This is a genomic window from Escherichia sp. MAL-1 (genome assembly GCF_052948035.1).
The window spans coordinates 1,227,648-1,248,224 of the sequence record NZ_CM129609.1; the positions used below are offsets into that span (position 1 = coordinate 1,227,648).

The window sequence follows — 20,577 nt, forward strand, 5'->3', positions numbered from 1 at the left end:
TTTTTGTATTTTTGAGAGGTGAATCGATTAAATTATATTGATATATTATGCATTGTGTTTCATATATTTAAAGTTTTGACATTGGTATTTGTCATGCAATATACAAATATGCAGTTATTAACTGTTAACTTTACCTATCGAACCCATTTTATCTAACCCACTTATGTATGCCATATGTAGATCATTACATTGAAAGTAAATATTTAGTCATATAATTCAATTTGATAATTACATCTTATGAGTACTGCTGCATCATGTGAGTGCGTGATTCGATTAATTTTAGTTGAACTGAATCTTAGAATTTTGACATACTCAGTAACATGTTTTGAAAAGTGTTATATCATTAATCTATAAGAAAAAACCTAAATGGAATAAGTTTCTTTCCGTTATTATTTCTTTTGTAAGGTAATAGTGATGTGGGAAAAGATATTACAAAAAAATCTTTATTCTGAATGGGTTATCCGAAACACCCTATACTGGATGACTCCTGTAAGCCCATGGAAACTTGAAGAAAACATATCCTCGTGGATTATCTTCTTTGAGATAGGTGGTCCTGAATGTGAGTTTGAATTCGCAAGGTTGTTAAACGATTTTAGCCTCCGTGAGAAACTTCACCATCAAACTGGTCAGTTGCGTGATGCCATCATCAGCAAGGTTCTCCGAAGCATAGATGACAGGCTTGCATAATGAAACTCATGCCTTTTAACTTCGACAGGATGCCTGACGGCCGGGTATTCATCAGTAACCTCGCTGGCTTTCATCATTTTTTAGGAGAGCAGGAATTTCTCGATCTGGTAAACGGTCACATCAGTCAAGAACAGTCCTCATCGCTTGAAAGCAAACTTTTCATTTGCGGAGATGAATCTTCCTCCGTTACCCCTTATGCACTAAGTTCGGCTTTTGCCAAACGACTCATGAATGAACTGGCGATCAGGCCAATCTTCATGATTGTACCTACTCTTCGTTGTGATCATACTTGCAAATATTGCCAGGTCAGTAGGGCATCGGTCACCGCTGATGGTTATGACCTCAATCCTGAACTGATACCGCAAATTGTCAGCACCATTAAGAAACTAGGTACACCTCCCTACAAGATAGAAGTACAGGGCGGTGAACCACTTCTCAGGTTCGATCTTGTTCAGTCAATCTATCACGAGTGTGAGATTTCATTGGGTAGTGATGCTTTTGAAATGGTGATTGCTACAAGTCTGTCATTACTCGATGAAAGCATTCTCTCATGGGTTAAAGAGCGGAATATCACCTTCTCGGTCTCGCTCGATGGGAATGAAGCTGTCCATAACAAGAATCGCATCCTTACTGACTTTCAAGCTCATAACAAAGCAGTAACTGGTATTCGGAAAATCACAGAAGAACTTGGCGCAAACCGGGTAGCTACGGTTACCACAGTTACTAAGGAGCTGACTAAAGAGCCAGCTTCCATAGTAGATGCTCATTTGTCTCTGGGTCTTACAGACATGTTTATCAGGCCTGTTAGTCCTTATGGGTTTGCTCAGAAGCAGAGCTTCACTTTTTCAATGCCAGAGTATTTTGCTTTTTATAAAGAGTTGATGCAGGAAGTGTTGATTCAGAATGAAAAGGGAATACCTGTCATTGAGCACTCGGCTGCTATTCATCTCAAGCGAATTTGCAATCCAGGCTTCAGTGGTTATGCAGATCTAAAATCGCCAAGCGGAGTTGTGCTGAACTGCATCCTGTTCAATTATGACGGTAAAGTCTACGGTAGTGATGAAAGTCGTATGCTTCAGAAAGTAAACCCGGAAGCAGATTTCAGTGCAGGAGAGTTTGCCTCACTCTCATTCAGTAGCAACGAATACTACCGTTCCGCTCTCTCATCTTCATTTAACTTCGCCATGCCAGGTTGTGACACCTGTGCATACCAGCCTTTCTGTGGAGCAGATCCTTGCCAGAACATTAGTGTTCATGGCGAACCTGTTGGTGACAAGAGTCGTTCTACTTTCTGCCAGTATCACAAAGGCATGTTCCGCTTCCTTCTGAACGAAATCTCTCAGGATGGACCGATGGCAAAGATGCTTAAAGGGTGGGCTTATGTCTGAGGTGCTGAGAAACGACATTTTCAGATTTACGGCAGATCTGCCAGTTCAGCAAGGTTTCTATCGCTTGTGCAAATCTAAGCCCGAAAATCCTCAATTCTATCTGCCAAATTTACTGGTCAGTGAAACTCAACTTGATTCCAGACTTCCTGCATATTTTGCAGACTTCGTTGTGAGCACTGATCTTTTCAATTCCATAGAAGATGGTGATATAGGGATTGTTAACAATGGCAACATGATTAGGGTGATTTTGTCACGGAGAGCAAACCATAACACTGTTCTGGTAACTGAAAGGTGCAACAACCGTTGCCTTTTTTGTTCTCAGCCTCCTAAGACAGGAAACGATGACTGGCTTCTTAACCAGTCAGCACTTGCCATCGCCTCTTTCTCCCTGAATGGTGTAGTAGGAGTGAGTGGGGGAGAACCTCTACTGTATGGCGAAGATTTCTTGCAATTTCTGGACTTCATAATCGAAAACTCACCTGAGACAGCTTTGCATGTTTTGACCAATGGACGAAAGTTTGCAGATGTCGGTTTTACTCAACAGATGAAAGATCGAAGCGAAAAGCTCAAAATAACTTTCGGTATTCCGCTTTATTCTTCAAGGTCGTCAGTTCATGACTATCTGGTTGGAAGCGAAGGGGCATTTGATGAGACAGTTATGGGGCTTATCAATGCCGGTAACTCAGGGATCAACATTGAGTTAAGAATCATTCCGACACTGGCTAACTATATGGAACTGGACAAAATCATAGAGTTCGCTGGTCGCGTGTTTTCCAATATCAACCAGATTTCTCTTATGGGGTTAGAATCTATCGGCTGGGCACGTAAAAACTGGTCATCAATCTTCATTGAGCATGATAGCTATAGTGCGAAAATTCTCTCTGCCATAGGAACAGCACAAAGGTCAGGCATCACCCTAACAATCTTCAATTACCCATTGTGCCATCTTCCTGATAGAGCTTGGGGATTTGCTACTCAGTCAATTTCTGACTGGAAAAATTACTACCCCAAAGAATGTGATGAATGTACTCAGAAGTCTTCCTGTGCTGGTTATTTCAGTTCATCAAAAGGCCGTTTTCATCAACCACCGAGACCAATTTTATGAAAAAATTTAATTTCGCTGCTCTGCTTCCGGGATTTTTAGCACTCAATAATTCTGTATGGGCAAGTGATTCCTCCACTGGTGCAAGTGATTTGCCCGGTATGACTCTTAATGAGCATGATTTAGTTATAGCTCCACTTAACACGGAAGTACCTTTCTACATTGCAGGGCATCGTAGTCATAGCTCCCATCGAAGCCATAGTTCTCATAGATCTTCTTCTGGTGGTGGGTACTATGGTGGAAGCACTCCTTATTATCCTAAAACATACAGTTCACCAAGCTCATCAGGCTCATCCACTTCAGGTACAAATTCGCCATCGTCTTCTTCATCTGTTCGTTCGCTTCGCTCTAATGACACCGATGCCTCTACGACCACAAAGTCTGCTGGAATGAATGGAACTACTCGTGCAAGTAGTGGGCTGGCTTCTGATACTGAAAAGCGTAAGCGTTTGATCATGCGAGTGCAGTTCGCATTACTGGATAAAGGGTTTTATAACGGCAATATAGACGGAAGTATGGGGCCTGCGACACGAACTGCTATCAAAAAATACAGAGTTGCATATGGGCTTCCTACTCCAGTAAGAGAAACATTAGATGCTCAGTTATTGAATTCTTTGAATATACTGGCTCGTTAAAATATTAGGTAAAATAGAATGAAGATAAAACTCTCTATTTATAAAACAAAAAGGTTTAGCGATGATATTGATCAGGTTTTGAATTTGGAAAGGGTCAAAAGACCTGTTGAATTCGAGATGGAGGATGCACGAGCATATCTATATGTAAAGGAGTACATGGACCCAAAACCTCCTGAATGGACCACCTTTTTTATGGGCCAAAATCCTGGCATAGAACCTGATTTCTTCGGTATGAATAGTAGCACAGGAGCAGTATTAGTTATTGAAGCTAACAATTCCAGATATCTTATTCCCTTTGGAACCGGTCATCACTTAATCAATGATGGCAGCATTGTCAAAGGATTTGGGCTTAAAACAACTCTTAATAGTATAGAACATAAAAAAATTCGCAGTTTAGATAAAGGTAGTCACAACGAAACGAACCTGTTAACTCGCAGTCAGAGCAGTAAAGAAGTCGATATATACAACCTAAAAATAGATTCTGAGATGGATATTCTCACAACTCTCACAGGCACTTCAACAGAAGATATTTTAGGAAGTAAAATTACTGGCAAAGATGCTTTTGTGATCATGCCGGATATTGAATTGAAGGCTATTCCAGCACTGTTGACCAAAATAGACTCTATTTACTTATTACCTCTTCCTGAAGAATTCGAATGGGTTAACAATATCAAGGAGGCTGATGAACAAGAAGTTGAGATATTGGATTCGCTTTTGATTGATCGGATAAAGGAAAAAGACTTCAATGATTTATGGCTTGGAGAGCCAGAAATAGTAGACTGGGAAAATCAAATAGGCTATTGCTTTGATAAGAGACAAAGATTCATTCATGAAACCTTATCAATATACCATGTTTGTGATTATTTTGATGGTAAGAAAACTGAAGTAACTGTTGATGAACTCAAAAAAAATTACCTGCATGTTTTGAATGCCGATTTTGAATCGATAAAAAAATGGTCTTTATATAGGTGCCTCTATGCCGAGATAAAAGAAGGTGATCAGAACTATATTCTTCGAGACTCTATATGGTATGTTGCAGATAGGAATTTTGTATCGACTATTGATGATGAAATGAAAAAAATAATTCATTATGAGGAGTCGGATAAATTCCCTGTATATTCATATAAACGAGAGGAGGATTATAATAAAAAACTTTGCCAAGATGATAATTCCTTTACACACATGGATCAGAAATTCATTCATCATGGTGGTGGTAAAAGTAAGATTGAATTTTGTGATCTTATCAGAGGTCAATCAGATTTTATCCATGTAAAATATTATACTGGTTCGCAAAGTATGAGCCATCTTTTTTCACAAGGATTTATAGGTTCTGAACTTTTTATAAGTGACTCTGAATTTCGAGGAAAACTTAATGAGAAACTACCTGCTCATATAAAATTAGCCGATCATATAAATAGACCAGATGCTAAAAAATATAAACTAGTTTTCGCCATAGCTTCTAATAAAAATCTTCCCGAAGATTTACCTTTGTTTTCTAAAGTAAACTTGAAAAATTTCCATAAGAGTATTACCAATTTTGGGTATGAGGTCAGGATCTGCAAAATTGCTGTGGACCCAGATATTTATAAAAAGAAGCTATGTAAACCACAGAAGAACAAGCTTTAAATAAATTTTTCAATGCCAGAGACGTTTGCCAGTTCATGCAGAAAATCGCTTTTGTAAGTTACAGCCCATGTATCTTGGTTTAGAACAAAGTGGTGTCAAAAAAGGTTTATGTCTTGGTGGATAAGGGGCTGGGAGATTTAACCCCTTATAGAGTTGTTATGCCGCAATAGCTTTAAATTTTTGAGCAATGAAATAATCACTCCACCACTGCATGAGAATCACTCGTTCTGCCAGATATTCCGGGCGATTGTAAGCTGCAATTATTTCATCTTTCTTCGAGTGGGCAAGGGCCGCTTCTAAGACACCAGTCCTGAACTTACCAGATTCGTCTGTCGCCGTTCTCACAATAGATCTCATTCTGTTAACCATAAGTTCACCACCTTAAACCGTTCGAATGATTACGGCTTATACTGCCTACTTATGCTAATATCTAAGAGAAGCCATTATGGTTGTGTAAGTATACTTCATGGTTTATTTCGGATATATAAAAGCATATCTATGACTGGCTGTTTTCAGCAAGAGTCTTATCATCTAAAGAATTAATTTTCGAAATTCTTTTTAACTCATTAAGATAATCAACCTCGTTTTCCAAGAACCAATGAAGAACTTTAGAGTTACCCAGTAATTTATTAATATATGACTGGATTATCACGAATTTCAACATATCTGAACCATACTCAGTTTGAAGTTTTTTTGTTTCTTCCGAAGTTGTTGCCATTTCCTGTTCCAGACGAAGTATGGTTTTTTTTATGTCCTTTTTATAGGGAGTGTTTTTCCCTTTATTTACTATCATTGATGCCGGTGTAGCATCCAAGATGCTCATTGCAAATTTTTTACTATAATTATCAAAATTAATCATTGTACCGACTGCTTCAATTTGACGAATTGGCTTCATTTTCCTTAAAACATCAAATGTAGCCTTAGGTATAGGTTTATCAGAAAGTTTCGCAATTACACTTGGATCTATACCGTTCATCACATTAGCTTTATCTTTTATAGCATCAATAGATATTCCCAAAGCAGCACTAAGTTTTTCAATTGAAACTTTTGCCAAGGACTTGATTATCATTCTATGTTCTTCAACTACATTTATATGATTGACTTGTTTGTTAGGAGTGAACGCATCATCTATGCTCGAAAGTAAACATGGAGCTTTTTCTATGCCTAAGTCTTTTAAAGCCTCAACCCTCAAATGGCCATCGAGTATCTTAATGGCATCTTTATCTTTGTCATAGAACACTATTATTGGTTCAATAATACCTAAGCTTTCAATAGAGGTAACTATTTGATGATATTTATGACTTAACTTTACATTTTCTAACAATTCCTTAGAGGGAATTAACTTGTTAGTTTCTAAATAAATAAAATTGTCGCCAAAACGTATCTGAATCATTTTGATGCCTCTTTGTTTATTGGATTGAGTATTTGAGATGGCAGTTCTGATAGATTCTCTTGTTCAAGTATATTTTGAAAGCTTTTATTCATCATTATGATGTTAAAGATCTCATTTACTATCAGCAAATTAGTTTTAATAAATTTAGAGTTGTTATAAACAGATTTATGTTCAGCGATACTATTTTCATAAAGCTCAATTAACTCTTCAGCAGTCATTCTTTTTGATGGTTTGTGATAATAAAACCCGGCTGCTTTTGCACCTTTATTCCCTATTGTTCGCTGATTTAGAATGTGTCTTATCTTTATAATGTCCCGGCTTTTTATTAATTTTTTATCATATGCTTCGGTAAGAATATCTTGTGCTTCTTCAGTTTCACATCTTGCAAATTGCACTGCGAGATACAGAGGTAAATTCCCCCGTTCGACTGCAGAGAGAAGTTTATGCTCTCCCTTATCAAGAAGCATATTTATACTGCTCACCCAGTTCGATGAATACCCAGTAATCTCACTTATTTCGGAGTCTGAAAGTCCTCTGTTTTTCATATCTTTTATTATCTGTAATAACTCATTGGAACGTGGTCTCCTCCTTGCAATGTTTTCAACCAAACTCATAACATAAGCATCTTCTTCTGATACATCTCTTATAATTGCTGGAATAATGGTTTCACCTAATGCAACGAGAGCCTCTATTCTCCCTTGGCCACAAATTAAAGCATATTTGAAGTCGTCTTCATCAATCGCTCTTACGCTTATAGGCTTGCTTAATCCTCTTTTTTTTATACTTTCCTTAATTTCTTCATGCACTACCTTATTTCTAGTTCGCGGGTTAAGAAATTTTATTTTGGAAATTTCAATTTGGATTATTGGGAATTCATTTGATTCAGGCAGCATATAGTTCCCTCACTTTCATGCGAGTAATAATTTGTAGAAGTTTATCCAGATTATCAAATCTATACAGATCTAATCGAATGTTGTTTGTTTCCGTCATACACATTTTACTATATTCTTTTTCAATCTTTGGTATGATATAAAAATCAAGTGGTGAAATATTTTGTGAATCCATTCGTATAACAATTGTTATGTCTGCTTTCTGTGAGTTATCAAACCGGACTTTCCATCTAAGTTTACCCGATTTCATATGTGTGCATTTAGTAATAAGGACGGAAATTAAAAACTCATCATTGATGTAAAGCATTGGTGCATATTTATATTCGTCTATATAGCACTTGCTTTTTAAAATTCCCCCCTTAAAATCCTCAATTATTCCTGAGTAAAATGATCTTAGTGCTTCATTTATTTGGATATAGCTGTAATCATGTTCTGGCTTATAACCAATCAAAGTATATGCTCTTAAAAGACCACCAAATCGGGTTCTGTAAACAGAAGATGAAGGGCCTGTATCATCTTCATCAATGATAAAGCCAGATAGTTTTCCATTAGATTCTAATTTTTGTTTTAGCTTTTCTAAAAGCTCTTCATTAGTCAAATGTACGGATCGGAGCTGAATTATTTCTTGAGCTTTATTATATTTTTTCTTTGAAATAATGGGTTTATATGCCTTGTCGCATCTAACCCATTCATTTTTGGGGTTTTTTACAAGCCTGCTTTTTAGTTTAGATGAGGTTTTGTTATATATGTTATTTCCAATATATTTTTCATTTGTCAAGATTTGATGTATTTTAGCACGAGTCCATAATGTTCCATTTTCTGCAGGTATATTCTGTTCATTTAGTCTCTCAGCAATAATGAATTCTGGCATGTTATCATCTATAAAGAGATCATAGATGCTATTTACAATTTTTATCTCATTTTTTGGTCCCGGAATTAATATCACCCTATCTGTTTGAATACTCTTTCTTTTGCGAAAGCCCAATATTTCTTTAGCTATGCCATTTTCATCTACTAAAAGACGTCTCAGCCCATAACCAGCCATTCCGCCTTGATGATAACCAAGCTTTATTAAATTTACTTGCCCTATAAATACCTTTTCTGATAAATTCCTGCTGTGATATGCGGCACTAGATCTTTTTATATTCAGTATAACAGAAGACTCTAAAGGGAAATCTTTAGTGGGAATAGGTTCAGAACAGTATATAAGATCTACACCGTTTCTCTCAAATAGAAAGGAATAATATGCAGCTTCATCACTATTTTGAAAACGACCAAAACGGCTCACATCATAAAATAATACAGCCTGTATATCTATTTTCTTTTGTTCTACATCACTAAGTAACTGCTGCAAAGAATGCCGGCCTATGATACTGACTCCGCTCTTACCTGCATCATCGTAGGTATAAGCGATTTCCATATTGTTCTTTTCAGCATAATCTTTGATATATTCGGACTGATTATGTAAAGAATATTGCTGATGGTCGGTAGACATCCTCAAGTACTGTGCGACCCTAACTTTATGATTTTTATCATTTTCGCTAGCCATGCACGAAACCTCATGGATGATTCAATACAATGTAGAGGATAAAATTGATCAATTTTTAACCAAATTCAACTGTTTTATCATTGATTAGAGCGAATTTAGTAAATCTTCATGGTGTATGATAATCGAGAAGAGATGTGAATTATTTAGCTGATATGACCGACAGCTTTCGTTATGTGGCCTCAAGGTATCGATTCGTAAATGGCTATGCTTAGTCCACATAGGTTAATAATATGATTATTAATTCTTTAACTAAATCAAGATAGTTAACCCATCATGGAAGAGTTATGCGGCAATAATTTTGTATTTTTGAGACGAAACAAAGTCACTCCACCACTGCATGAGAACCACCCGTTCTGTGAGATACTCTGCACGATTGTAGGCTGCAATTATTTCATCTTTCTTCGAGTGGGCAAGGGCGGCTTCTAAGACATCAGTCCTAAATTTACCAGACTCCTCCGCAGCCGTTCTGGCGATTGATCGCATACCGTGAGCTACAAGCTCACCTCCGAAACCCATACGGATTATGGCCGCATTAGCTGTTTGTTCATGCATGTGATTGAGTGGAGCTTTGATACTGGGGAAAACCCACTCTCTATGCCCACTGATGGCTTTCATTAAATCCAATACTCGCAAAGCTTCTTTGCTCATTGGAACTTTGTGAGGCTTCTTCATTTTCATAAACTCCGCCGGGATGTTCCACATGCCAGTTTCAATATCAATATCTGACCATCTTGTGCGAACAGCTTCACCTGGGCGAACCCATGTGAGAAGTTGCCACTCAATCAGTAGCCTTGTTTCCAAACGGATAGAAGCATTGTTTAGAGCAACCAGGAAGCGAGGGAGTTCGGAAGGGGGTAATGCTGGCATATTCAGTTTTTTTGGCTTGCTGAACCGTTGCCCCAGATTGTCTGCCGGGTTGAATTCTATGAGTTCTTCTGTTGCTGCATAGCGGAAAATTTCATTCAGGCGGGATATGATGCGGCGAAGTGTTTCAAGGACACCTCGTTTTTCTATAGGTTCTAAATGCTGTTTAAGCATTTTAGGGCGAATCTCCTTAATGGGGGTATCACCCAATGTGGGAAAGATATTTCTCTCTAGGCTTCGCCAGATGTCGTTAGCATGATCTTGGGAGATGCCTGACGTTTTGACTTTCTCATCAAGCCACTTCTTGGCTACTGCTTGAAATGTATGTTCTGTGGCATCTTTCAGTGCATTGGTTTTTTGGGTGTTATGAACTTGGGGGTCTATACCATTTGCAAGCAACGACAAGTATTCATCACGTAAAGCTCGTGCCTTCGCAAGTGTAAGGTGAGGATAGGTTCCTAAGCTCACCTTAGTTCGCTTTTTGGTCACAGGCACTGCATATCTGAAATACCAATTTTTCTTCCCTCCCTTCGCCAAGGGAGCGATTCGCAACAGCAAACCATCGCCGTCAAAAAGGTTAACCTCTTTCTCGGAAGGTTTGGTGCTTTTGATTTCAGTGTCAGTGAGTTTCTTAGCGATTTTGGCCATGTTTGGGACCCTCAATTTTAGGACCCTTTTCGTGGGTCCCATTCAGGGTGCCATAACTCGTAGTTCTCAGCAATTCTCACTAGACTACAATAGACGTAAAAAAGCCCGCAGAGCTTGTGCTGTACGGGCTTAGTAGACTTTACTGAACTTCAGTACATCAATATTTGGTGGAGCTGGCGGGAGTTGAACCCGCGTCCGAAATTCCTACATCCTCGGTACTACATGCTTAGTCAGTCTTTACATTCGCTTGCCAGCTGCGGACGGACACGCCACTAACAAACTAGCCTGATTAAGTTTTAACGCTTCAACCCCAGGCAGGGCTTCCACGCGATCTCTTTTGGGTTTGACCTCTCTTGATCCCCGTCCTAAGAGCGGAGGCTAGGGAGAGAGGGCTCTAAGCAGGTTATTAAGCTGCTAAAGCGTAGTTTTCGTCGTTTGCGACTATTTTTTGCGGCTTTTTACGAGGCCAACCGCCCCTCGGCATGCACCTTGGGTTTCGCAAATCCCGTCGAATCCAGAATCAGCCCCAATGTGTAAAGGTAAGTATACCAGATTTATGAGCGCCATGACCAGCCTCAATGGCGTTATCGTTAAAGATTTAGCACCCATGTAGCCTGATTTTTATTCGATTAAGCAATGGGATGGCAACATTTGTGTCGGATGTGATAGCCAATAAGATGTTCATTCGCGCCGCCGGAGAGGGAGGCGCGGTGAGGAACTGGTCAATAATTGGAGTGCAGGTTTAACGGTGGGCGTTTTTCATGATACGCGCTTTATCCACCTGCCATTCGCGCTCTTTGATATCTGAACGTTTATCGTGCTGTTTCTTACCTTTGGCGACGCCGATTTTCACTTTGCACCAGGCATTTTTCCAGTACAGGGAGAGCGCCACTACGGTATAGCCTTCTCGATTGACGCGACCGTACAATGAGTCCAGTTCGCGCTGGTTGAGAAGTAACTTGCGGGTACGGGTAGGATCGCACACCACATGCGTGGAGGCCACTGCCATTGGCGTGATGTTTGCGCCAAACAGGAACGCTTCTCCGTCACGCAGAAGGACATAGCTGTCGCTGATATTGGCTTTTCCTGCGCGCAGGGATTTAACTTCCCAGCCTTGCAGGGCAAGTCCCGCTTCGAACTCTTCTTCGATAAAGTATTCGTGACGGGCGCGCTTGTTAAGCGCGATGGTCGCTGAACCAGGTTTATGTGCTTTTTTCTTCGTCATAAGCGTCGTGAATCATCGGTAATCTGAAATCGAAAACACCCCATATCAATCCTGCGGGGGACAAGGCTCTATCTTAGCATGAACCCGATGTTACCCAGCGCCGGGATAGCGTTTTTTTTACAGCAGGATAAATGATATTATTTGTTGGATTTTTGTTGATGGAAATTGTTATGCCTCAGATTAGCCGGACCGCACTGGTACCCTACAGCGCGGAGCAAATGTATCAGTTAGTGAATGACGTTCAGTCTTATCCTCAGTTTTTGCCGGGTTGTACCGGAAGTCGGATTCTGGAGTCCACTCCTGGGCAGATGACTGCGGCGGTAGATGTCTCTAAGGCTGGGATCAGCAAAACGTTTACTACCCGCAACCAGTTGACCAGTAACCAAAGTATTCTTATGAATCTGGTGGATGGGCCGTTCAAGAAATTGATTGGTGGATGGAAGTTTACGCCGCTGAGCCAGGAGGCGTGTCGTATCGAGTTTCATCTCGACTTTGAGTTTACCAATAAGTTGATTGAACTCGCCTTTGGTCGCGTGTTTAAAGAGCTGGCGGCTAATATGGTCCAGGCTTTTACGGTTCGTGCGAAAGAGGTTTACAGTGCCAGGTAAAATTGCCGTTGAGGTGGCTTATGCGCTACCTGAGAAGCAGTACCTGCAGCGCGTGACGCTGCAGGAGGGCGCGACGGTTGAAGAAGCTATTCGCGCCAGTGGCTTGCTGGAATTGCGTACCGATATCGATTTAACTAAAAACAAAGTCGGCATTTACAGCCGTCCGGCAAAACTAAGCGATAGTGTGCATGATGGCGATCGGGTGGAGATTTATCGCCCTCTCATTGCCGATCCGAAAGAGCTTCGCAGGCAACGAGCAGAAAAATCAGCGAATAAATAACAGACAGAAAAAAGGTGCTCATTGAGCACCTTTTTTAACGTCTTTGAGAGCAACTTTATTATTAGTTACCACTCAGCGCAGGTTTGTTATCAATATTGGTCAACACACCGCTACTGTTAAAGGTCAGCGTCAGCGTTTGCTGCGTTACACCTTCATGACCTGGTTGCTGGCGGAAGACATAGAACCAGGTATTCGTACCAAATGGATCGGACATCAGCGGTGTACCTAATGCGTACGCAACTTGTTGTTGCGTCATGCCAACACGTATTTTGGATACGTCGTTAGCGGTCAGATAGTTCCCCTGGTTGATGTCAGGACGGTAAACCACTCGCTCCAGAGTGGAACAGCCTGCGGTCAACATCAATAGTACTGCTGCTGCAGCAGTCAGCGTTTTACAGCGCATAGTGATTTGATTCCTTTTCGGGCCCGAGCAGTACGAGGCTCATCTGTAATATGCCGATGATAATAGACCTTTCATCACTTTAAAACCTTTTGCTTTCCGGTCTTACGGCGTTTTGCTGTTTACTCTGACCGTGAAGCAGGAAAAAAGTTTACGCTGCAAGCAGTTCTTTCGCATTCGCCAGTGTATTACGTGTGACTTCACTGCCACCAAGCAGGCGCGCCAGCTCTTGTAACCGCGCTTTTTTATTCAGGGATTGCATATGCGTTTCTGTCATCGCACCATCGGTTTCTTTGCTGACAAAATAGTGTTGATGACCACATCCCGCGACTTGTGGCAGGTGGGTAACACACATCACCTGAGTTGATTCGCCGAGTTGACGCAGCAGTTTGCCGACAACTGCCGCTGTTGGACCGCTAATCCCTACATCCACTTCATCAAAAATCAGTGCCGGGGTTTCCATTTTACGCGCCGTGATGACCTGGATTGCCAGTGCGATGCGGGACAATTCACCACCGGATGCGACTTTGGCAATAGGCTGCATTGGCTGACCTGGGTTGGTGGTTACCCGAAACTCAATACGATCGGCACCGTCAGCGCCCAGGTGATGCTCGTCAAATTTAACATCGATCGTAAACTGCCCATGCGGCATTGAGAGCGCATGCATACTGTCGGTGATCAGCTGTGCAAGTTCTTCTGCATATTGCTGGCGTTGTTGGTGTAATGCGCGCGCGATTTCCAGTGCCTGCTGATGATGTTTCGTTACCGCCAGCGCAAGCGTTTCTTGTGAGTCGGCCTGATCGTCCAGTTGCTGCTGTTCTTCCAGTAGCGACTGGTAATACTGTGGCAATGCCTCAGGGCTGACGTGATGTTTACGTGCCAGCGAAATCTGTTTTGAGATGCGCTGTTCAAGTTCAAATAGTCGGTTGGGATCGAGATCCAGATGATCGCAGTAGTGGCGCAGTTCATCGCTGGCTTCAGCAATCTGGATGGTAGCTTCTTCCAGCATATCAAGTACGCCGGACAGTTTGCTGTCCATGCCAATCAATTCGCTCACCAGTTGTTTAGCCGTGTAAAGCTGACTTTGCAGGTTTGCGTCTTCACCGTCGGCCATTAATGCCAATGCATTCTGGCTGGTGGTCAGCAATTGACCGCTGTTCGCCAGACGTTTGTACTCTTCGTCGATTTGTTCAAACTCTCCGGGCTGCGGATTAAATTCGTTAAGTTCTTTTAATTGGTATTGCAGCAGTTCCGCACGGGCGGCGCGTTCCTGACTTAACTGTTGATGATGCGCGAGGTCACGGCAGCTTTGATGCCACAACTGATAACGTGCGGTCATTTCCTGCAGTAGAGAGGTTTCATTGGCATAGCCATCAAGCAGGAATTTTTGGTGCTCAGGTTTGGTGAGTAATTGATGAGCGTGCTGACCATGGATCTGAATCAGCAACTGACCCAGTTCGCGCAGTTGTGACAGAGGAACAGCTGTACCGTTGATGAAACCACGGGAGCGACCATCGCTGCTGATCACGCGACGAAGCAAACATTCATGCCCGTCTTCAAGCTGGTTTTCTTCCAGCCAGCGCAGAGCCGCTGGCGTATCTTTCAGAGAAAAACGGGCGCACAGGTCAGCGCGAGCAGCGCCGGTACGCACCATGTCGGCTTCAGCGCGACCACCGAGACAAAGACCGAGGGCATCTATTGCAATAGATTTACCCGCGCCGGTCTCGCCAGTTATTACGGTCATGCCGCTATGAAAATCAATCTCAAGCTCACGAACGATAGCAAAGTTGCTGATGGTCAGTTGTGCCAACATAGTTGTTTTCCTGTATGAAAAACCATTACTGTTATTGTGTACAGTATAAACTGGTTTTATATACAGTAAAGAGGCTGGCGTAAAATTAGAATAATTTTTTTGACCAGCCGAGCTTGGTGCTTAATGTGTTGAAATAACTGTAATCTTTCGGATGAATCAGATTCAGATGGTAATCACAGCGACGAATCAGGACATCTTCACCTTCCTGAATCGGCAGTGCTATCTGGCTGTCGCAACTGATTTCCAGGTCGTTACGGCGATGCGAAAAACGCAGACGGATCGTGCTGCTGCTGTTTATGACCAGTGGTCGTGCTGACAACGTATGCGGGAACATGGGCACCAGGGTAATCGCATCCAGAGAGGGGGTCAGAATAGGACCGCCTGCAGAGAGGGAATAGGCGGTGGAGCCTGTTGGCGTCGAAATAATTAGTCCATCAGATCGCTGAGAAAACGCAAAGATCTCGTCGATATACACTTCGAACTCAATCATATGCGCCACTTTGCCTGGATGAAGCACCACTTCATTTATCGCGGTGCTGATGCGTTTCTGGCAATCTTGCTGACAGACTTGCGCTTCCAGCAAAAAACGTTTCTCGCTGATGTAGTGGCCTTCCAGCACATCGGCTAACTGTTGCTGGGCGTTATCGGGGTCAAGGTCAGTCAGGAAACCCAGGTTGCCACGGTTGATTCCAATAACTTTAATATCGTAACGGGCGAGTGTGCGTGCCGCGCCCAGCATATTACCGTCGCCACCAACGACTACCGCGAGATCAGCTAGTTGCCCAATCTCCGCGAGCGTGCCAGTTTTCACATTCTTCAGTTGCAGTTCGTGAGCGATTTGTTGCTCAACGATGACCTCGTAACCTTTTGTGCACAGCCAGCGGTAGAGCATTTCATGTGTTGTCAGTGCAGTGGGGTGCCGTGGGTGTCCCACAATGCCAATACACTTGAAATGATTATTCATTTTTCCGAGGTCCTTGTTGCGAAGATTGATGACAATGTGAGTGCTTCCCTTGAAACCCTGAAACTGATCCCCATAATAAGCGAAGTTAGCGAGATGAATGCGAAAAAAACGCGGAGAAATTCATGAGTAGTAAAGAACAGAAAACGCCTGAGGGGCAAGCCCCGGAAGAAATTATCATGGATCAGCACGAAGAGATTGAGGCAGTTGAGCCAGAAGCTTCTGCTGAGCAGGTGGATCCGCGCGATGAAAAAATTGCGAATCTCGAAGCTCAGCTGGCTGAAGCCCAGACCCGTGAACGTGACGGCATTTTGCGTGTAAAAGCCGAAATGGAAAACCTGCGTCGACGTACTGAACTGGATATTGAAAAAGCCCACAAATTCGCGCTGGAGAAATTCATCAACGAATTGCTGCCGGTGATTGATAGCCTGGATCGTGCGCTGGAAGTGGCTGATAAAGCTAACCCGGATATGTCTGCGATGGTTGAAGGCATTGAGCTGACGCTGAAGTCGATGCTGGATGTTGTGCGTAAGTTTGGTGTTGAAGTGATCGCCGAAACTAACGTGCCGCTGGACCCGAATGTGCATCAGGCTATCGCAATGGTGGAATCTGATGACGTTGCGCCAGGTAACGTACTGGGCATTATGCAGAAGGGTTATACGCTGAATGGTCGTACGATTCGTGCGGCGATGGTAACTGTAGCGAAAGCAAAAGCGTAATTTCTGTTTTCGTAATAATTCACGGCCCTGCATGCGAATGCAGGGCCGTTTTCGTTACTCCGCCACACTCTCGCGCAGCGGTTTCACAGGAAAAACTTTTACCTGCTTAATCATATTGTCCTGTACGTCGAGAATATCTATATCGTACTCGCCAATACGCACGCGGGTGCCTGCGACAGGGATCTCTTCCAGTGCCTCAAGAATGACGCCATTAACCGTGCGGGCATCATCTTCCGGTAGATGCCAGTTAAAGGCTTTGTTGATTTCCCGCACGTTGGCGGTGCCATCGATAATCACCGAACCGTCGTTTTGCGGCGTGACCTCTTCGGCAAGTGTTGGCGACATCGACGTAGTGAAATCGCCGACAATCTCTTCCAGAATATCTTCAACCGTCACCAGCCCCTGAATGTCTCCATACTCGTTGACGACCAGGCCGACTTTCTTTTTGTTGCGCTGAAACTTTACCAACTGCGTGCTGAGCGGCGTACCTTCCGGCACAAAATAGATCTCGTCCGCGGCGCGCAGCATGGTTTCTTTGGTGAACTCTTTTTTCTCCGACATCAACCGCCAGGCTTCACGTACTCGCAGCATACTGATGGCGTCGTCCAGCGAATCACGGTAGAGCACGATGCGCCCGTGAGGTGAGTGGGAGAGTTGGCGCAGAATCGATTTCCAGTCATCGTTGATATCAATACCGATAATTTCACTGCGCGGCACCATGATGTCATCAACGGTCATTTTTTCCAGATCGAGCACCGACAGCAGCATATCCTGATTGCGACGGGAAATTTGTGAGCGTGATTCGTGCACGATAGTGCGCAACTCTTCTTTGCTCAAAGAGCCGCTAACCACGATATCGGTTTTGATACCCATCATGCGCATCAGCATACGGGTGATAGCATTCAGCAACCAGACCAGCGGCATCATCAAAATTTGCAGCGGAGCCAGCAGAAAACTACTCGGATAAGCGACTTTTTCCGGGTACAGCGCGGCAATGGTTTTCGGCAATACCTCAGCAAATACCAGTACGACAAAAGTCAGCACACCAGTCGCAATTGCCACGCCCGCATCGCCGTACAAACGCATCCCAACAATAGTGCCGAGCGCGGAGGCAAGAATATTGACCAGGTTATTGCCGATTAACACCAGGCTTATCAGGCGGTCTGGCTTACGCAGCAATTTTTCGACGCGTTTGGCCGAGCGATTACCCTGTTTCGCCATATGTCGCAGACGATAGCGGTTGAGGGTCATCATTCCGGTTTCGGACCCGGAAAAATAGGCTGAAATGACCACCATGATGATCAGAATAATGATCAACGTAGTAGTAGAAATGTGTTCCAGGGGAAACTCCTTTTCTGGGTTTAGCTGATTAACTGCTGGACAATTCGGCTGCCGAAGTAGGCCAGTGTCAGAATTACCGCGCCCGCAACGTTAAACCAGACGACGCGGCGTCCACGCCATCCTTCATGGTAATGTCCCCACAGCAGCACAATATAGACAAACCACGCCACGATAGAGAGCACAGCCTTGTCGATATTTTCCATGCTAAATAGGTTGTGCATGTAGAACAGGCCAGTGCAAAGCGTGAGCGTTAGCAGCACCACGCCAATCTGCGTGATGTGGAACATTTTACGCTCGATACTCATCAATGGCGGCATTTCCTGGTTAAATGCCAGCTTCTTGTTCTTCAGTTGGTAATCAATCCACGCCAGTTGCAGCGCGTACAGGGCGGCGATAATTAGCGTGGCATAGGAAAAGAGCGATAAGCCAATGTGCACCAGCATCCCAGGCGTTGCTTCCAGATGGGTGATGTATTCATTGGGCATGAAGGTCGCCAGCGCCAGGTTGATAAGCGCAAAGGCATAGACAATGGGTAGCAGCAACCAGCCACGATTGCGAGAAGCCACAATGGTCATTACCGTACAGATCATCAAACTGACCAATGAACCAACGTTCAGCAGGCTGAGGTTTTGTCCGCTATCACCGTCGGGCAGGATGCGGGCTTCCAGAGCGATTGCGTGGCAGACCAGCGCAATGACCGCAGAAATAATAGCCATGCGCCGCCAGCCGCCGTTTTTTTGCAGCAGACCGGGAACAATCAGCGCAAGACTGACGGAGTAGGCGACAAGCGCGAGCAGAGCAAAAACGGGCATAGTGATGTCGACAGTTTGAGCAATAAGAAAGAGAAGCAGTATAGCGTCAGGTGAACGCTGCTCCAACCGTTGCATAACAACAAAGACGCCTTCATGTTATACTGCGGCAAAATACTGATGATGTGTCGCGATTGCGGCCAACCGTTTCCACCCCAGGCGAGAGACAATGTTTGATAATTTAACCGATCGTTTGTCGCGCACGCTGCGCAATATCAGTGGCCGTGGACGCCTCACTGAAGACAACGTAAAAGATACGCTGCGCGAAGTGCGCATGGCGCTGCTGGAGGCGGACGTCGCTCTGCCGGTAGTGCGTGAGTTTATCAATCGCGTAAAAGAGAAAGCGGTTGGTCATGAAGTTAATAAGAGCCTGACGCCGGGGCAGGAGTTCGTCAAAATCGTCCGTAACGAACTGGTTGCGGCGATGGGCGAAGAGAACCAGACCCTGAACCTGGCGGCGCAACCGCCTGCGGTCGTGCTGATGGCGGGCCTGCAAGGTGCCGGTAAAACAACCAGCGTTGGTAAACTCGGTAAGTTCCTGCGCGAGAAGCACAAGAAGAAAGTGCTGGTGGTTTCTGCCGACGTTTATCGCCCGGCGGCAATCAAACAGCTTGAGACGCTGGCAGAGCAGGTGGGCGTTGATTTCTTCCCTTCTGATGTTGGTCAGAAGCCGGTAGATATCGTTAACGCGGCGCTGAAAGAAGCCAAACTGAAATTCTACGACGTGCTGCTGGTGGATACCGCTGGTCGTCTGCACGTTGACGAAGCGATGATGGACGAGATCAAACAAGTCCATGCGTCGATTAACCCGGTTGAAACCCTGTTTGTGGTTGACGCCATGACCGGTCAGGATGCGGCCAATACGGCAAAAGCATTCAATGAAGCGTTACCGCTTACCGGCGTAGTGTTGACCAAAGTGGACGGCGATGCCCGCGGCGGTGCGGCGCTCTCTATTCGTCACATCACTGGCAAACCGATCAAGTTTCTCGGTGTTGGCGAGAAAACTGAGGCGCTGGAGCCGTTCCATCCGGACCGCATCGCGTCGCGTATTCTCGGCATGGGCGACGTACTGTCGCTGATCGAAGATATCGAAAGCAAAGTTGACCGCGCGCAGGCAGAGAAATTAGCCAGCAAGCTGAAAAAAGGCGACGGCTTCGATCTCAACGATTTTCTTGAGCAACTGCGCCAGATGAAAAATATGGGCGGCATGGCTAGCCTGATGGGCAAGCTGCCGGGCATGGGGCAGATCCCGGATAATGTTAAGTCGCAGATGGACGATAAAGTGCTGGTGCGTATGGAAGCCATCATCAACTCGATGACGATGAAAGAGCGCGCTAAGCCAGAAATCATCAAAGGTTCGCGTAAGCGTCGTATCGCTGCCGGTTGCGGTATGCAGGTGCAGGACGTTAACCGCCTTCTGAAGCAGTTCGACGACATGCAGCGCATGATGAAGAAAATGAAGAAGGGCGGAATGGCGAAGATGATGAGAAGCATGAAGGGGATGATGCCGCCGGGATTTCCTGGTCGCTAAATGACCTTATGCGACAGAGTTATTAACTGCTGATTGCATTTTCTCCAGAAATCAGTAAAATTTTCGGGCTTTTAATATGACACCGGACTCCGTTCCTCGATGGGGTCC

General features: G+C 43.9%; 19 protein-coding genes, 1 other RNA gene and 1 pseudogene. 9 read left to right on the forward strand and 12 right to left on the reverse strand.

The genetic code is table 11. The features are described from left to right. Nucleotides 1–414: 414 nt before the first annotated feature. The 5 genes from hxsD to ACU8XX_RS06050 are packed head-to-tail and all read left to right on the forward strand — an operon-like array spanning nucleotide 415 to nucleotide 5,438. On the forward strand, nucleotides 415–687 hold the full coding sequence (gene hxsD / locus ACU8XX_RS06030; protein ID WP_003845891.1) for a His-Xaa-Ser system protein HxsD: 273 nt from the start codon (nucleotides 415–417) through the stop codon (nucleotides 685–687). After that, complete coding sequence (hxsB, locus tag ACU8XX_RS06035; protein WP_214551253.1) at nucleotides 687–2,075, forward strand: His-Xaa-Ser system radical SAM maturase HxsB; 1,389 nt, start codon at nucleotides 687–689, stop codon at nucleotides 2,073–2,075. The genes hxsD and hxsB overlap by 1 nt, the downstream gene beginning before the upstream one ends. Beyond that, the gene (gene hxsC, locus ACU8XX_RS06040; protein ID WP_214551255.1) at nucleotides 2,068–3,180 is read left to right on the forward strand and encodes a His-Xaa-Ser system radical SAM maturase HxsC; all 1,113 of its coding nucleotides are present in this window, start codon (nucleotides 2,068–2,070) and stop codon (nucleotides 3,178–3,180) included. The genes hxsB and hxsC overlap by 8 nt, the downstream gene beginning before the upstream one ends. Beyond that, nucleotides 3,177–3,812 (forward strand): His-Xaa-Ser repeat protein HxsA, encoded by a 636-nt coding sequence (hxsA, locus tag ACU8XX_RS06045; RefSeq protein ID WP_214551257.1) that lies wholly within the window; start codon nucleotides 3,177–3,179, stop codon nucleotides 3,810–3,812. Before hxsC ends, hxsA begins: the two co-directional genes overlap by 4 nt. A gap of 18 nt (nucleotides 3,813–3,830) precedes the next feature. Next, complete coding sequence (locus ACU8XX_RS06050) at nucleotides 3,831–5,438, forward strand: TIGR04141 family sporadically distributed protein (RefSeq protein ID WP_000694699.1); 1,608 nt, start codon at nucleotides 3,831–3,833, stop codon at nucleotides 5,436–5,438. A 156-nt stretch (nucleotides 5,439–5,594) separates the two neighbouring features. Here ACU8XX_RS06050 and ACU8XX_RS06055 read toward each other — a convergent pair. The 7 genes and pseudogenes from ACU8XX_RS06055 to smpB form a co-directional block, all read right to left on the reverse strand. After that, nucleotides 5,595–5,819 (reverse strand): annotated as a pseudogene (locus ACU8XX_RS06055) (integrase); the annotation flags it as partial. Between the two features lie 115 nt (nucleotides 5,820–5,934). Next, nucleotides 5,935–6,831 (reverse strand): ParB/RepB/Spo0J family partition protein, encoded by an 897-nt coding sequence (locus ACU8XX_RS06060; protein ID WP_160269030.1) that lies wholly within the window; start codon nucleotides 6,829–6,831, stop codon nucleotides 5,935–5,937. After that, nucleotides 6,828–7,724, reverse strand: coding sequence for a ParB/RepB/Spo0J family partition protein (locus ACU8XX_RS06065; RefSeq protein WP_214551261.1), 897 nt, complete (start codon nucleotides 7,722–7,724; stop codon nucleotides 6,828–6,830). The genes ACU8XX_RS06060 and ACU8XX_RS06065 overlap by 4 nt, the downstream gene beginning before the upstream one ends. Beyond that, nucleotides 7,714–9,270, reverse strand: a complete 1,557-nt coding sequence (locus tag ACU8XX_RS06070; RefSeq protein ID WP_214551263.1) for a recombinase family protein — start codon at nucleotides 9,268–9,270, stop codon at nucleotides 7,714–7,716. The genes ACU8XX_RS06065 and ACU8XX_RS06070 overlap by 11 nt, the downstream gene beginning before the upstream one ends. 282 nt (nucleotides 9,271–9,552) lie before the next feature. Further along, nucleotides 9,553–10,782 (reverse strand): integrase domain-containing protein, encoded by a 1,230-nt coding sequence (locus ACU8XX_RS06075; RefSeq protein WP_214551265.1) that lies wholly within the window; start codon nucleotides 10,780–10,782, stop codon nucleotides 9,553–9,555. Nucleotides 10,783–10,947: 165 nt separating this feature from the next. Further along, nucleotides 10,948–11,310: a transfer-messenger RNA gene (gene ssrA, locus ACU8XX_RS06080) on the reverse strand. 214 nt (nucleotides 11,311–11,524) lie between these two features. Further along, nucleotides 11,525–12,007, reverse strand: a complete 483-nt coding sequence (gene smpB, locus ACU8XX_RS06085; RefSeq protein WP_000162574.1) for an SsrA-binding protein SmpB — start codon at nucleotides 12,005–12,007, stop codon at nucleotides 11,525–11,527. Nucleotides 12,008–12,177: 170 nt separating this feature from the next. Between smpB and ratA the strand changes: the two genes are divergently transcribed. Both ratA and ACU8XX_RS06095 read left to right on the forward strand, forming a co-directional pair. Continuing rightward, entirely contained in the window at nucleotides 12,178–12,615 is a 438-nt protein-coding gene (ratA, locus tag ACU8XX_RS06090; RefSeq protein WP_001300750.1) for a type II toxin-antitoxin system toxin RatA, read from the forward strand. Then, nucleotides 12,605–12,895, forward strand: a complete 291-nt coding sequence (locus ACU8XX_RS06095) for an RnfH family protein (protein ID WP_001117838.1) — start codon at nucleotides 12,605–12,607, stop codon at nucleotides 12,893–12,895. Before ratA ends, ACU8XX_RS06095 begins: the two co-directional genes overlap by 11 nt. A 61-nt stretch (nucleotides 12,896–12,956) precedes the next feature. Here ACU8XX_RS06095 and bamE read toward each other — a convergent pair whose 3' ends face one another. The 3 genes from bamE to nadK all read right to left on the reverse strand — a co-directional run bounded on the left by bamE (nucleotide 12,957) and on the right by nadK (nucleotide 16,072). Then, on the reverse strand, nucleotides 12,957–13,298 hold the full coding sequence (gene bamE / locus ACU8XX_RS06100; RefSeq protein ID WP_001203437.1) for an outer membrane protein assembly factor BamE: 342 nt from the start codon (nucleotides 13,296–13,298) through the stop codon (nucleotides 12,957–12,959). 148 nt (nucleotides 13,299–13,446) lie between these two features. Next, a complete protein-coding gene (recN, locus tag ACU8XX_RS06105) occupies nucleotides 13,447–15,108 on the reverse strand; it encodes a DNA repair protein RecN (protein ID WP_096317619.1) in 1,662 nt (553 codons plus the stop codon). Between the two features lie 85 nt (nucleotides 15,109–15,193). Next, nucleotides 15,194–16,072 (reverse strand): NAD(+) kinase, encoded by an 879-nt coding sequence (gene nadK, locus ACU8XX_RS06110; RefSeq protein ID WP_001059169.1) that lies wholly within the window; start codon nucleotides 16,070–16,072, stop codon nucleotides 15,194–15,196. A gap of 122 nt (nucleotides 16,073–16,194) precedes the next feature. Here nadK and grpE point away from each other — a divergent pair, with 122 nt between their 5' ends. Then, nucleotides 16,195–16,788, forward strand: a complete 594-nt coding sequence (grpE, locus tag ACU8XX_RS06115) for a nucleotide exchange factor GrpE (RefSeq protein WP_001296310.1) — start codon at nucleotides 16,195–16,197, stop codon at nucleotides 16,786–16,788. Between the two features lie 54 nt (nucleotides 16,789–16,842). Here the strand turns inward: grpE and ACU8XX_RS06120 are convergent, their stop codons facing one another. After that, entirely contained in the window at nucleotides 16,843–18,129 is a 1,287-nt protein-coding gene (locus tag ACU8XX_RS06120) for an HlyC/CorC family transporter (protein ID WP_010723175.1), read from the reverse strand. A 20-nt stretch (nucleotides 18,130–18,149) separates the two neighbouring features. Beyond that, complete coding sequence (locus ACU8XX_RS06125) at nucleotides 18,150–18,941, reverse strand: cytochrome C assembly family protein (protein ID WP_001338897.1); 792 nt, start codon at nucleotides 18,939–18,941, stop codon at nucleotides 18,150–18,152. Nucleotides 18,942–19,107: 166 nt separating this feature from the next. Here ACU8XX_RS06125 and ffh point away from each other — a divergent pair, with 166 nt between their 5' ends. Next, complete coding sequence (gene ffh, locus ACU8XX_RS06130; protein ID WP_000460035.1) at nucleotides 19,108–20,469, forward strand: signal recognition particle protein; 1,362 nt, start codon at nucleotides 19,108–19,110, stop codon at nucleotides 20,467–20,469. The last annotated feature ends 108 nt before the right edge of the window (nucleotides 20,470–20,577 follow it).